The 12,257-nt window shown below is 66.3% G+C and carries 9 protein-coding genes, 1 other RNA gene and 1 pseudogene; 4 read left to right on the plus strand and 7 right to left on the minus strand.

What is annotated here, in order from left to right:
* A pseudogene (locus LL962_RS18260) lies at positions 1-255 on the minus strand (hypothetical protein); the annotation flags it as partial.
* Between the two features lie 588 nt (positions 256-843).
* Here LL962_RS18260 and treA point away from each other — a divergent pair.
* On the plus strand, positions 844-2,511 hold the full coding sequence (treA, locus tag LL962_RS18265; RefSeq protein ID WP_228317936.1) for an alpha,alpha-trehalase TreA: 1,668 nt from the start codon (positions 844-846) through the stop codon (positions 2,509-2,511).
* 90 nt (positions 2,512-2,601) lie between these two features.
* Here the strand turns inward: treA and LL962_RS18270 are convergent.
* Positions 2,602-2,677, minus strand: a non-coding RNA gene (locus tag LL962_RS18270) — sX9 sRNA.
* A gap of 61 nt (positions 2,678-2,738) precedes the next feature.
* Positions 2,739-3,629, minus strand: coding sequence for an arabinan endo-1,5-alpha-L-arabinosidase (locus LL962_RS18275; RefSeq protein WP_228317937.1), 891 nt, complete (start codon positions 3,627-3,629; stop codon positions 2,739-2,741).
* 337 nt (positions 3,630-3,966) lie between these two features.
* On the opposite strand from LL962_RS18275, the gene LL962_RS18280 reads away from it, so the two are divergent.
* Positions 3,967-4,662 carry an AIM24 family protein gene (locus LL962_RS18280; RefSeq protein ID WP_228317938.1) on the plus strand — a complete coding sequence of 232 codons (696 nt, stop codon included), beginning with the start codon at positions 3,967-3,969 and terminating at the stop codon, positions 4,660-4,662.
* Between the two features lie 183 nt (positions 4,663-4,845).
* On the opposite strand, the gene LL962_RS18285 is transcribed toward LL962_RS18280, so the two are convergent.
* Positions 4,846-5,757, minus strand: coding sequence for a CorA family divalent cation transporter (locus LL962_RS18285; protein WP_104585877.1), 912 nt, complete (start codon positions 5,755-5,757; stop codon positions 4,846-4,848).
* A 171-nt stretch (positions 5,758-5,928) separates the two neighbouring features.
* The gene (gene cycA / locus LL962_RS18290) at positions 5,929-7,305 is read right to left on the minus strand and encodes a D-serine/D-alanine/glycine transporter (protein ID WP_228317939.1); all 1,377 of its coding nucleotides are present in this window, start codon (positions 7,303-7,305) and stop codon (positions 5,929-5,931) included.
* 478 nt (positions 7,306-7,783) lie between these two features.
* Between cycA and LL962_RS18295 the strand changes: the two genes are divergently transcribed.
* A complete protein-coding gene (locus LL962_RS18295; protein WP_228317940.1) occupies positions 7,784-9,553 on the plus strand; it encodes an expansin EXLX1 family cellulose-binding protein in 1,770 nt (589 codons plus the stop codon).
* Positions 9,554-9,677: 124 nt separating this feature from the next.
* On the opposite strand, the gene LL962_RS18300 is transcribed toward LL962_RS18295, so the two are convergent.
* Positions 9,678-9,890 carry a hypothetical protein gene (locus LL962_RS18300; RefSeq protein ID WP_104585883.1) on the minus strand — a complete coding sequence of 71 codons (213 nt, stop codon included), beginning with the start codon at positions 9,888-9,890 and terminating at the stop codon, positions 9,678-9,680.
* A gap of 257 nt (positions 9,891-10,147) precedes the next feature.
* On the minus strand, positions 10,148-11,023 hold the full coding sequence (locus LL962_RS18305; RefSeq protein WP_167395216.1) for a DMT family transporter: 876 nt from the start codon (positions 11,021-11,023) through the stop codon (positions 10,148-10,150).
* 343 nt (positions 11,024-11,366) lie between these two features.
* Between LL962_RS18305 and LL962_RS18310 the strand changes: the two genes are divergently transcribed.
* Positions 11,367-12,257 carry a class I SAM-dependent methyltransferase gene (locus tag LL962_RS18310; RefSeq protein WP_434991039.1) on the plus strand — a complete coding sequence of 297 codons (891 nt, stop codon included), beginning with the start codon at positions 11,367-11,369 and terminating at the stop codon, positions 12,255-12,257.

Raw genomic sequence — 12,257 nt, forward strand, 5'->3', positions numbered from 1 at the left:
CGGCGCGCGACGTGCCGTCGCTGCGGTGGCGGCCGCCCGCGGCTGCGCCCTGGCATCGCGCGATGGCGCGACCGGAACCGGCTCGCGCAGCGGCGCGCGCGGCACGAAATACACCTGCAGGTCGTCCTGCTGTTGCGTGGCCTGGCGCGGTGGCGGCATGTACAACAGCAGGCAGGCGAAGAAGAACAGGATCGCGCCCGTGCATGCGGCGGCGGCGACATGCGGGACGAGCCCTTCCTTGCTGCGGGTAGTCACGATGGTGCCGACCGATAAAGATGTGGAGAAGACGGGCACTGCATCCGGGATGTCGATGCAGAGCGCGCAAATCTAGCGGGCATGACGTGAGCATGCGTTTGAAATTCGTTGTGCCGCCAGCGCGCGCCAGCCGCCATTCACGTTATGCACGCACTGCGCGCGACGGAGCCCCGCATGCGTGATGCGGATGCGATAAGCCGCCAGACAACACACAGAGGATGGATGCGCACGCCAACCTGCACGCATGCGAAGCCGATATCGCCCTCGGGCGGTGGCATCCGGCGCGCGTTCTTTCAGGCCGCACGATCATCGGCAGACGACGCCTGTGCCGCTGCTCCGGCGGGTCGAACGCGCGGCCTCTGGCGCGCATCTTGCATCGCGTTACCGCGAATCGGGTGCAACGACGCGGCACTCAAGCCGATTGCCGCCGCGCCGATAGGCCTGAATCGGCGCACGTCATGACGGCGCGCCGCGTCACCTTGATGAATCGCGTTGCGTCGGTCGCCGCCGTTCGGGCACCCGGTGCGGTCCTGCCCGCCACATTGGTCGTTTACCATGCCACACGTCACTGCCCGTTCCGGAGATGCCATGAGTTCTGCCGCGCCCCCGTGCTGTACGTCGCTGCTTGGCCTGTCGCTGAGCATGTTCGTCGCGCCGTGCACGCTGACCGCCGCGCCGCTGGACACTCCGGTGGTCAATGTTCCCGCATCCACGCCGCCGACGCCCGATCTGGCCTACCCCGAGCTGTTCCAGGCGGTGCAGCGCGGGGAACTGTTCGACGACCAGAAGCACTTCGTCGATTTCCTGCCATTGCGCGATCCGGCGCTGATCAACGCCGACTATCTGGCGCAGCACGACCACCCCGGCTTCGACCTGCGCCGCTTCGTGGACGCCAACTTCGAGGAATCGCCGCCGGTGCAGACCGACGCGATTCGCCAGGACACCGGCCTGCGCGAGCACATCGACCTGCTCTGGCCCAAGCTGGTGCGCAGCCAGACCCAGGTGCCGCCGCACAGCAGCCTGCTGGCGCTGCCGCACCCCTACGTGGTGCCCGGCGGGCGTTTCCGCGAGGTGTATTACTGGGATTCCTACTTCACCATGCTGGGTCTGGTGAAGAGCGGCGAGACCACGCTCAGCCGCCAGATGCTGGACAACTTCGCCTACCTGATCGACACCTACGGGCACATTCCCAACGGCAACCGCACCTACTACCTCAGCCGCTCGCAGCCGCCGTTCTTCTCCTACATGGTGGAGCTGCAGGCCGGCGTGGAAGGCGAGGCGGTCTACCAGCGCTATCTGCCGCAGCTGCAGAAGGAATACGCGTACTGGATGCAGGGCAGCGACGGGCTCAAGCCGGGCCAGGCAGCGCGCCACGTGGTACGGCTGGCCGATGGCAGCGTCCTCAATCGCTATTGGGACGAGCGCGACACGCCGCGCCCGGAAGCCTGGCTGCACGACACCCGTACCGCCGCCGAAGCGCGCGGCCGCGCCGCCGCCGAGGTGTATCGCGACCTGCGCGCCGGCGCGGAAAGCGGTTGGGACTACACCAGCCGCTGGCTGGCCGACGGCCAGAACCTGCATACCATCCGCACCACCGCCATCCTTCCCATCGACCTCAACAGCCTGCTCTACCACCTGGAACGCACCCTGGCCCAGGCCTGTGCGCAACCCGGTGCCGAGTGCGCGCTGGATTACGCTGCGCTGGCGCAGCGACGCAAACAGGCCATCGACGCGCATCTCTGGAACGCGGCCGGCTACTACGCCGATTACGATTGGCAGACGCGCACGCTGAGCGACCAGGTCACCGCAGCCGCGCTATACCCGCTGTTCGCCGGGTTGGCATCGGATGCGCATGCCAAGCGCACTGCCGCGACCGTGCGCGCCCGCCTGCTGCGCCCCGGCGGGCTGGCCACCACCGCTGCCAGGACCGGCCAGCAATGGGATGAACCCAACGGCTGGGCGCCGCTGCAATGGGTCGCGGTAGACGGACTGCGACGCTATGGCGAAACCGCATTGGCGCGCACGATCGGCGAGCGCTTCCTCAGCCAGGTACAGGCGCTGTTCGCACGCGAGCACAAGCTGGTGGAGAAATACGGCCTGGAGGCCGACGCAGCCGGCGGCGGCGGCGGCGAATACGCCTTGCAGGACGGCTTCGGCTGGACCAACGGCGTCACCCTGATGCTGTTGAACCTGTACCCGGGCAAGGACACCGCACCCGCCAGGCGCACGCGCAAGCCCGAGCCGGCGGCGCGCTGAGAGATCACGCGCTGCCGCAGCGGATGCGGCGGCAGCGCGTCTGTCGGGGTTGTCGCACGGCGGCGTGCGGGGCCTGTGCCTGCCTAGAGCGGCTAACAGAGCGTAGCGAGCGGTCGTCAGGTGGGTGTGGACGGCGCGCAGGAACCGGAGTGTACGAGTGCTACATGCCAATTCCGAGCACCGGCCGCGCCCGCCTGGCGGCTGCGCAGTCGTTTTGTCAGCCGCTCTTACTGCACCACCGGCCAGCCCTTGTTGTCGTAGCCCAACCGGTTGATGCCCAGTCGCGCGTCGCCGCGGTCGTCGTAGTAGTGATAGACCAGGATGTCGCCGTCGCCATCGCGAAACACCGATTGCCCGCCAGGCCCATGCATGCTGCCCTGCCCGGCATGGATCACCGTACCGCCACCGTTGCGCATGTCCACACCGGCCCGATCCAGATACGGCCCGGTCACCGAGCGCGAACGCCCCACCGCGATCCTGTAGGTGCTGCTGGCGCCCTTGCAGCAGGCATCGAAGGACACGAACAGGTAGTACCAGCCGTTCGCCTGCTGGATGAAGGGCGCCTCCACCGCGCCGGGCGAGGGCCGGCTGGCCAGGCTGTAGCGGAAGGTGTTGCTGGCCAGCTGTTTACCGGTCCCCGGATCGAGTTGAATCAGCTTGATGCCCGACCAGAACGAGCCGAACGCGAGCCACCATTTACCGCTGCCGTCCACCACCAGATTCCCGTCGATGGCGTTGTAGTCGTCGCTGCTTTTGGAGGTGTAGACGATGCCTTGATCCTTCCACGAGCCGGGCTTGCCGGTGCTGCTGCTGGCCAGACCAATGGCCGATTTGTTGGAAGAGAACGACGATGCGGTGTAGTACATGAGGTACTTGCTGCCACGCAGCGACACGTCCGGCGCCCATACCTCGTTTTTCGGGTTGTAGCTCTTCACCCAGCCAGGCACGCTGCCGAAGATCGCCCCTGCGTTGTTGAATCTGGTGCGATCGGTGCTGGTGACCACGCCGACCGTGGAGTAGATGTAGTAGCGCCCATCGCCGAGCTTGAGCATCGAAGGATCGTGCACGATGGTGTCGCCGGTCACCACGCCCGGGCCGGTGGCGGCCTGCACCGACATGCTGCCTGCCCCTATCGCTACGCTTGCCGCTAACGCGACTGCAGCAACAACGCCACGCAGTCCTCGCGCAGCACGCGCGCATGTCGTTTCACCGCTCTCATTCCCCTGCATCGCCCTCTCCTTCCCGTGAATAATCCCCTGCTGGCGCAATCTAGCCCGGCAGCGCCTGCCTGAACCCGACGCGGCTCGCAGAAGCACAGGCAAGCCGAACGCAGGCGACCTGCCGCTTGCCGACGCGTGATGTCTGCGGCGCGCAGGGGCGCGCGGCGGCATTCGGCGCGGAGGGCACCACGGTCGCCGCGTATCATGCGGACTCACCCACCTCCAGGACGGACGCATGGCCGTACGCACGCTCAACGAATTTCTCGCCCACTCCAAGGAAAAGGACCTCAGCCCCGATCCCTTCGAGCTGGAAAACCCGCATCTGCTGGAAGTGCGCCTCAACGGCATGGTGTGGTCCAAGGCTGGTGCGATGGTCGCGCGCACCGGCAACGTCAAGTTCACCCGCGAAGGCCTGCTGGAACAGGGCCTGGGCAATCTGCTGAAGAAGGCGGTCAGCGGCGAAGGCATGCAGCTGATGAAGGCCGAAGGCCAGGGCCGCGTGTACCTGGCCGATGTCGGCAAACTGATCACCTTGCTGCGCCTGAATGGCGAATCGATCTTCGTCAACGGCAACGACGTGCTGGCATTCGAATCCGGCATCGAACACAAGATCACCATGATGCGCAAAGTGGCCGGCATGCTGTCCGGCGGCCTGTTCAATGTGCGCCTGAGCGGCCACGGCATCGTGGCGATCACCTCGCATTACCAGCCGCTGACGCTGCCGGTCAGCGCGGCCAGCGGCCCGATATTCACCGACCCCAATGCCACCGTCGCCTGGTCGGGAACGCTGACACCGGAGCTGGTCACCGACGTCTCGATCGGCACGCTGCTCGGACGAGGATCGGGCGAAAGCCTGCAGATGCGCTTTGCCGGCGAAGGCTGGGTGGTGGTGCAGCCGTACGAGGAGATCAGCTTCCAGGCCAAGGGTTGATCCAGGCTGTCCGGCAGCAATCGACAGTGCGCACCGCCTGATTGCACGCCACGCACCTGGACAGTCGCCAGTGCACAGCGATCGCCGCGCAGCGCATCACCTCCGCAGGAGCGCCCCTGGGCGCGAGGGTCTTCCCGGCAACGCCACAGCGCGCCCCGGGTTGCTCCTACGGGTTTCCAGCTTTCACACCCACCCACGTTTGCGGAACCACGCCAGTGGCAGCACCACACTCAGCGCGATGATGCCCAGCGCCCAGAAGTAAGCATCGTGCCATTTCAGTTCGGGCATGTAAGCGAAATTCATGCCCCAGATGCCGACCAGCACGGTGGGTGGGATGCCGACCACCGAGGCCACCGCCATCACCTTCATCACGTTGTTCTGATCGATGTTGATCATGCCCAGCACGCTATCGAGCAGGAACTCGATACGGTCGTCCATGTGCTGATGGAACTCGCTCAAGGTGGTCAGGTCCTTGTGCAGCAGCCCGATCCGCCTGGCTGCATCGGTGCCGAACCATTCCGGCGTGGTGCTGTCCAGATAGGTCACCAACCGCAGCATCCCCTGCCCTGCGTTATGCAGCCCACCCAACTGCCGGCCCATGCCACCGACCTGATGCAGCATGCGCTCCAGATCGCGCGTCTTGTGCGGGTTGTCGAACACCTCCCGGGTGGTCTCGGTGACGGCAACCTCCAGTGCTTCGAGCCGGTCTGCCAGGCGCCCGACAAGACGATCGAACATGCGCAGCAGCAGATCGTCGGCGCCGTGGCATGGCACGTGATCCAGCTCCGCTGCCAGCGCCTCCAGCGATCCGATGCGCTGCTCGCGCAGGGTCACCAGCATGGTCGGCGACAGCGCGAAGCCCAGCGGCGCGGTGGGGCCATCGTCGTCCTGGAAGCGCGGCACATTGAGAAACAGCACCTCGCCCTGTCGCCGCACACGGCTGCTGAACTCGATCTCGCCGATCGCCGCACGATCCGGCAGCGCGAAACCCACCTGCGCGGCGGCATCGGCAAGTTCCTGCGCCGTGGGCTGGCACAGGTCCACCCAGCACCCCTGCGTGCGGTCGGTGGCGGCGATCGGGTGGATCGTGATCATGCGGAAGGCCGTGGCGATGGATGGCCGCGAGCATCGTGCCCGGCTGGAGCCCCGTCAACGCCGCGCGCCAACACGCTCAGCTGGCAGTGGCCTTTATCGCGGTGTTGTGCAGCCAAAAACGCAAAGGCCCCGCAGTGCGGGGCTCTTGCAATACAGCGAACGCTGCGGCACTTACCCTGTGCGCGTCTGGGCACGCTTGACGACATAGCCGATCGCCAGGATCAGGAACCACACCGGGCTGGCCAGCAGGGCCTGCCGCGTATCGGCCTGCAAGGTCAGCAACACCAGAACGAAGGCGAAGAACGCCAGGCACACGTAGCACATCAACACGCCACCGGGCATCTTGAACTGCGACGCGGCGTGCTGCTCGGGACGCTTGCGGCGGTAGGCGATGTAGGCGCACAGGATCAGCGACCACACGAACATGAAGAGCACCGCCGACAGGGTGGTGACCAGAGTGAACGCGGTCACCAGATTCGGGATCAGGTACACCAGCATCGCACCCAGCAGCAGGCACAGGCAGGAGAACAGCAGGCCGCGCGCCGGCACCGCCGCACGCGAGAGCTTGGAAAACGCCTTGGGCGCATGCCGTTCTTCGGCCAGGCCGTAGAGCATGCGGCTGGTGGAAAAGATGCCGCTGTTGGCCGATGAGGTGGCCGAGGTCAGCACCACGAAATTGATCAGGCTGGCCGCCGCCGGCACGCCGGCCAGCACGAACAGCTCCACGAACGGGCTCTTGTCGGCCACCACCTGCCGCCACGGCGTCACCGCCATGATCGCGATCAGCGCCAGCACATAGAAAATCAAAATCCGCACCGGAATCGAGTTGATCGCCTTGGGCAGGTTGCGCCGCGGGTCGGCGGTTTCGGCTGCGGTGGTCCCCACCAGCTCGATACCGACGAAGGCGAACACCGCGATCTGGAAGCCGGCAAAGAACCCGCCGATCCCCATCGGGAACATGCCGCCGTCGTTCCACAGATTCGCCAGCGAGGCGACATTGCCCGACGGCGAACGGAAGCCCCACGCCACCAGCCCCGCGCCGGTGATGATCAGCGCGCAGATGGCGAGGATCTTGATCAGCGCAAACCAGAACTCCATCTCGCCGAACAGTTTCACCGTCATCAGATTCAGCGCCAGCAGCAACAGCACGCACGCGATCGCCGGGATCCAAGGCGCCAGGCCGGGAAACCAGAACTGCGCGTAGGCGGCAATGGCGATCACATCGGCGATGGCGGTGATGATCCAGCAGAACCAATAGGTCCAGCCGCAGAAGAATCCGGCCCAGGGCCCGAGCAGATCGGTGGAGAAGTCGATGAACGACTTGTACTCCAGGTTGGACAGCAGCAGCTCGCCCATGGCGCGCATCACGAAGAACAGCATCACGCCGATGATCAAGTACACGAACAGGATCGACGGCCCGGCCAGACTGATCGTCTTGCCCGAGCCCATGAACAATCCGGTGCCGATCGCGCCACCGATCGCGATCAACTGCAGGTGGCGATTGGACAGGCTGCGTTGCAGATGGTCGGGCACGGACGGATCGGACATGGGCACGGCACCGGCAAGTGAACAAGCCGTCAAAAATACGAGATCGCGCCGCCTGGCACCAGAGGTTTGCACCGCCAGCGGCACGCAGGGCCGGAGACGGCCCAGCGACCGCGGCGATGCCCCGTCATGGTGCGTACCGACCCATGCGGCCGATCACGACGGTGCAGACCTGCGTTGGCTGCGGCCTGGCCGGCACGGCCGCATCCTCATGCGCACCGTCGGCGACCGCCACTTCGAACGCCAGCGGCGCAACGCATAGCCGCAGCTTGCAAGTGGTGCGGCCTGTCGTTCGCGGCAAGGCACTTGCGCACCCGGATGCCCGGATGCCGCATCCCGGGCAAACCGCGACCTGTATTCCAGTGCAGCCACTTTTCCGATCGCGTCCTTACACATCGGCTCGCTTCCTTGACTGTGCGCACGGACCGCAAGCGCCCGATGCTGGTCTGCTGCCCTGCCGCCAATCAGGTTGGAGACGTCCATGCAATTACGCACCCACTTACTGCTTGCACTCGTGGCACTGACCCCGGCAACCAGCATGGCCGTGCAGGTCGATGCTCACGGCCGGCTCATCGATGCGCAGGGGCGAACGCTGCAGATCCGCGGAGTGACCTGGCCAGGTTTCGATCGGCTCGGTCTGGCGGCGACCGGCCTGCAGGACAGCACGCTTGCGCAGCTGCTGGACCGGATGCAGGCCGCCCGGATCAATGCCGTGCGGCTACCGCTGTGCACGGCCGCACTGCAGGGCAGGCCAGTGGTCGCGGCGGAGGTGGCCGGCGATCCGACGCTACGCGGTCTGAATTCCCTGCAAGTGGTCGATGCGGTCGTGCGCAGCGCAACCCAACGCGGCATGCAGGTGATGCTCGCATTCGCCGATGGCGGCTGCAACGACGACGCACCGCGGCTGCAGACGAGGTCGCAGGACCAGGCATGGACGCAGGGCCTGGCCAGCCTCGCGCGCCGCTATCGCGGTAATGCCGGTGTGATCGGCATCGATCTGGGCAGCAGCGGCTATCGCAATACGACCTGGGCAGGGATCGCCGCCGAAGCGGACTGGAGCCGCGTGGCGGCGCGTGCGGCCGACACCGTGCTGGCGCAGGCGCCAGGCTGGGTGGTGGGCGTGGAAGGCGTGGGCAGCAACGCGGTGTGCAGCGACCGGGCACGCAAGGCCGCCGGCAGCAATCTGCAACCGATCGCCTGCACGCCGCTGCGCATTCCGGCCCGGCAGCTGGTCCTGATGCCCAAGCTGGCAGGGCCGGACCGCGATGCCGCCGATGCCTTCGCAGCACCGGACTTCGCGCAGACCCTGCCCGCGACGTGGCAGCGCGATTTCGGCCAGTTCGCGGCCAGCCACGCAGTGATCCCGGTCAGCATCGGCGGTGGTCTGGGCGATGGCGATCCGCGCGACCCCGCCTGGCAGAGTGCACTGAGCGGCTACCTGGCCGGATCCGGACTGCGCAGCGCGTTCCTCGGCAGCTGGGAGCGGGGTAATGCCAATAACGGGGGCCTGCTCGCGCAGGACGGCAGCCCGCGTGCAGACAAGCTGCGGGTCGTGCAACAGGCCTGGGGCATCGCGCCTGCAGCGACGGTGGCTGCGGCGGCGGCAACGCCTGCCGCAGGCAAGGCGGCGACCTGGAACAGCACGTTCACCGGCACCGCGACATATACCGGCTCGGGCTACTCCGGGGGTGCGCTACTGCTGGATCCGATTCCCAGCACGGCCTTCATCACCGCGCTCAATCCCACCCAGTTGAACTTCGGTGGGGTGAAAGCGGCACTGGCCGGCGCGTATCTGGAAGTGACCGGCCCCAAGGGCAAGACCACCGTCTACGTGACCGATCTCTACCCGGAAGGCGCTTCCGGCGGGCTGGATCTGTCGCCCAATGCATTCGAAGCGATCGGCAACAAGGTGGACGGGCGGATTCCGATCAGCTGGAAGGTGGTGCGCGCGCCGGTGAGCGGCAATGTGCAATACCGCATCAAGGAAGGCAGCTCGCGCTGGTGGGCAGCGATCCAGGTGCGCAACCATGCCTACCCGGTGGTCAAGTTCGAAGTGAAGCAAGGCACGGCGTGGAAGAGTCTGCAGAAAATGGACTACAACCATTTCCTGGGCGAACAGCTCGGCAATCAGCCGTTATCCATTCGTATCACCGATATCCGCGGCAAGGCCATCCTGGATACGATTCCTGCGCTGCCCGAAAACGGCAACAAGCCGGTGTACTTCGAACCGGGACATGTGCAGTTCCCTTGACGAGGGCATCGCGCTGAATCTACCGGCTTGGCAATATCCAAACGATGCTGAGAGATTCTCGTTGCGGTCCGTACGTCCCCAGCGGCTGCTCCGTCGCCCGGTCAGCCGCTCTTGCCCACCCGCATCAACCGCCGGCAAGCCCGCCGCCGACGCGGCCGGGCAATGCGTGATCGTCGTCTTCCAGATCGCCGACCTCCTCACGCAAACCGCCTTGCTGCGGGGCCTGCTCTTCCAGCGGGATCGGGTCTTCGTTGGTATCCGGATCGGGCGTGCCGTGTGCCGACAGCCCGGCAGTGGCGGTGGTCATGGGACGCGCAGTACGTGGATTGAGCTGCATGCGGTGACTCCGATCGGCTCGAATGAGGCATCCACGGTGCGCGTCGCAGCGCTACCGCACCGTGATTCCGGGCGGGATCGTGCTGACATGCCGTTGACGTCGACCGCGACTGCCATCGCTGCTCTTTTCGGGCCACGTCTGCTGCGGCTCGCAGAGGCCGGGATTGGGGATTCGGGATTGGTAACGGTGTCAGGCGCGTCGCCGCTGATGTCGCGTGCTGCTACTTATCCCAAATCCCGAATCCCCAACCCCAGCCCTCAAACAATCTTGGTCCGCCGCCACCAGCGCGACACCTGCTCCTCGCGAATCAGGGTGAACAGCCCCGCCCCAAGGATCAACGCGATTCCCACGCCCATCGGCCAGTCCAGGCGGTCGTGGAACAACAGGTAGCCGAAGCCGATCGCCCACAGCATCTGGCTGTATTGCGTCGGTGCCACCACGCTGACCGGCGCCAGCCGGGTGGCGTACATCATGCAGATGGCGGCCAGGCCGGCGAGCAGGCCGTAGCCGGCCAGCAGCCCCCACTGCAGCAGCGAGGGCCACACGAAGCTGGGCAGCATCAGAATGCCGCCCATCACCAGCGGGCCGATGACGCCGGCGCCGTAGAGCGTGAGACGCTTTTCGCCGTGCCCGGCCATGCGCAGGGCTATCACCGAGATGGCACCGACCAGGCCGCACACGATCGCCGCCACATGCCCATGGGTGAGATGCCGGAAGCCGGGCCGCAGCACGATCAGCACGCCGATGAAGCCGACGATCACCGCACTCCAGCGGCGCCAGCGCACCTCTTCCTTGAGAAAGACCACCGACAGCACGGTGACGAAGATCGGCATCAGAAAGATCAGCGCGAACGCCTCGGCCATCGGCAAGGTGGTGAAAGCGATCACCGAGGTCAGATTGCCGATCGCACCGGTCAACGCGCGCAGCAGCCACAGCGCCGGCTGCCTGGCGACGACCAGCTCGCGCAGCCGGTCGTCGGGCTTCTTCAGGAACGGCACCGCCGCCAGCATCAGCAACGCCCCCAGGAACAGCACCTCGTAGACGGGCAGGCTGCCTTCGAGCAGCTTCACGAACGCATCGCTGATCGCATACGCCGCGTAACAGGCGAATCCCAACAGCACACCCTTCAACATTGCCGGCACTCCATGGTTGACGCCGATCCGAGCGAACGCATGGATGCGGGGCCTGCAGTATGCGGGGCGAGGCGTGGCTGCGGAATCGTCGCGGCCGCTGGCAGCGGCTTGTTCGCCATGCCACTGCGAAAACAGCGTCTGGGCGCGCCATCGTCCGGCGCCAGCGTTGCGCACCCAGCCACGACCGCAGTTTGCTGCAATACGCCGATCTGGCGCGCAGCATCGCCACGTCGATGCGCGAACGCATGCGACCACTCGCATCCAGCCCACGCAGGCAAGCGCCTGGCCCGCGTCGGCGGATGTCCTGCAGCGGTAGGTCGGTTACGATGCCGAACTCTTTACTGTGACGGCGCCGCACGCGTGCGCCCATGGCCCCATTTCCGTGCCCCATTATTCCGGACCGCTGCTCACCCTTTCCGATGCCCGGGCATTGCTGACCGCGCGCAATGCCGGCCTGACCGCCTGGACCGGTTCGCTGGATCTGGGCCGCAGCACCGGTACCGCGCAGCTCGATGCACAGACCTGGCAGTGGTGCGGTCGTGGCTATCCGTATCCCGGCAAGCTCAAGGACCGCACGCTGTATTTCTGGGACGGCGAGGATTTCGCGCCGATCGCGCGCTACAGCGGCGCATTGATCAAGCTGGTGCCCACCGCATGGGGCGCACCCACGTTCGAGATCGATGGCATCAAGATGCTGCCGTCGGCACAGCTGTCCCCGTTCGAGGATGCGCGGCGCAAGGTGGCGTTGGTGGAGCCGCGCGGCAAGACCGTGCTGGATACCTGCGGCGGCCTGGGCTATTTCGCGGCGTGTTGCCTGGAGGCCGGCGTGGCGCAGGTGCGCTCGTTCGAGAAGAATGCCGAGGTCCTGTGGTTGCGCACGCTCAATCCATGGTCGCCGGATCCCGATGCGGCAGACGCCGGCGGGCGCCTGCAACTGCAGCATGACGACATATCGCAGCGGATCGCCACGCTTGCCGACGACGCGTTCGATGCCATCCTGCACGATCCGCCGCGCTTCGGTATCGCCGGCGAGCTGTACTCGCAGAGCTTCTACGACCATCTGGCGCGCGTGCTGCGCAGTGGCGGGCGGCTGTTCCATTACACCGGGGCGCCCAACCGACTCACCAGCGGGCGCGACGTGCCCAACGAGGTGAGCAAGCGCCTTGGCAAGGCCGGCTTCCGCACCCAACTCGCGCTCGATGGCGTGTTCGCAACCCTGCCGGTACGGCGGTAA

The sequence above is a fragment of the Xanthomonas sp. NCPPB 1067 genome (assembly GCF_020783795.1).
GTDB lineage: Bacteria > Pseudomonadota > Gammaproteobacteria > Xanthomonadales > Xanthomonadaceae > Xanthomonas > Xanthomonas melonis.

What these genes read in the sequence shown, in the direction of transcription:
- treA (WP_228317936.1), top strand. Translation starts at nt 844, where the DNA reads ATGAGTTCTGCCGCGCCCCCGTGCTGTACGTCGCTGCTTGGCCTGTCG.
- LL962_RS18275 (WP_228317937.1), bottom strand. Translation starts at nt 3,629, where the DNA reads ATGTCGGTGCAGGCCGCCACCGGCCCGGGCGTGGTGACCGGCGACACC.
- LL962_RS18280 (WP_228317938.1), top strand. Translation starts at nt 3,967, where the DNA reads ATGGCCGTACGCACGCTCAACGAATTTCTCGCCCACTCCAAGGAAAAG.
- LL962_RS18285 (WP_104585877.1), bottom strand. Translation starts at nt 5,757, where the DNA reads ATGATCACGATCCACCCGATCGCCGCCACCGACCGCACGCAGGGGTGC.
- cycA (WP_228317939.1), bottom strand. Translation starts at nt 7,305, where the DNA reads ATGTCCGATCCGTCCGTGCCCGACCATCTGCAACGCAGCCTGTCCAAT.
- LL962_RS18295 (WP_228317940.1), top strand. Translation starts at nt 7,784, where the DNA reads ATGCAATTACGCACCCACTTACTGCTTGCACTCGTGGCACTGACCCCG.
- LL962_RS18300 (WP_104585883.1), bottom strand. Translation starts at nt 9,890, where the DNA reads ATGCAGCTCAATCCACGTACTGCGCGTCCCATGACCACCGCCACTGCC.
- LL962_RS18305 (WP_167395216.1), bottom strand. Translation starts at nt 11,023, where the DNA reads ATGTTGAAGGGTGTGCTGTTGGGATTCGCCTGTTACGCGGCGTATGCG.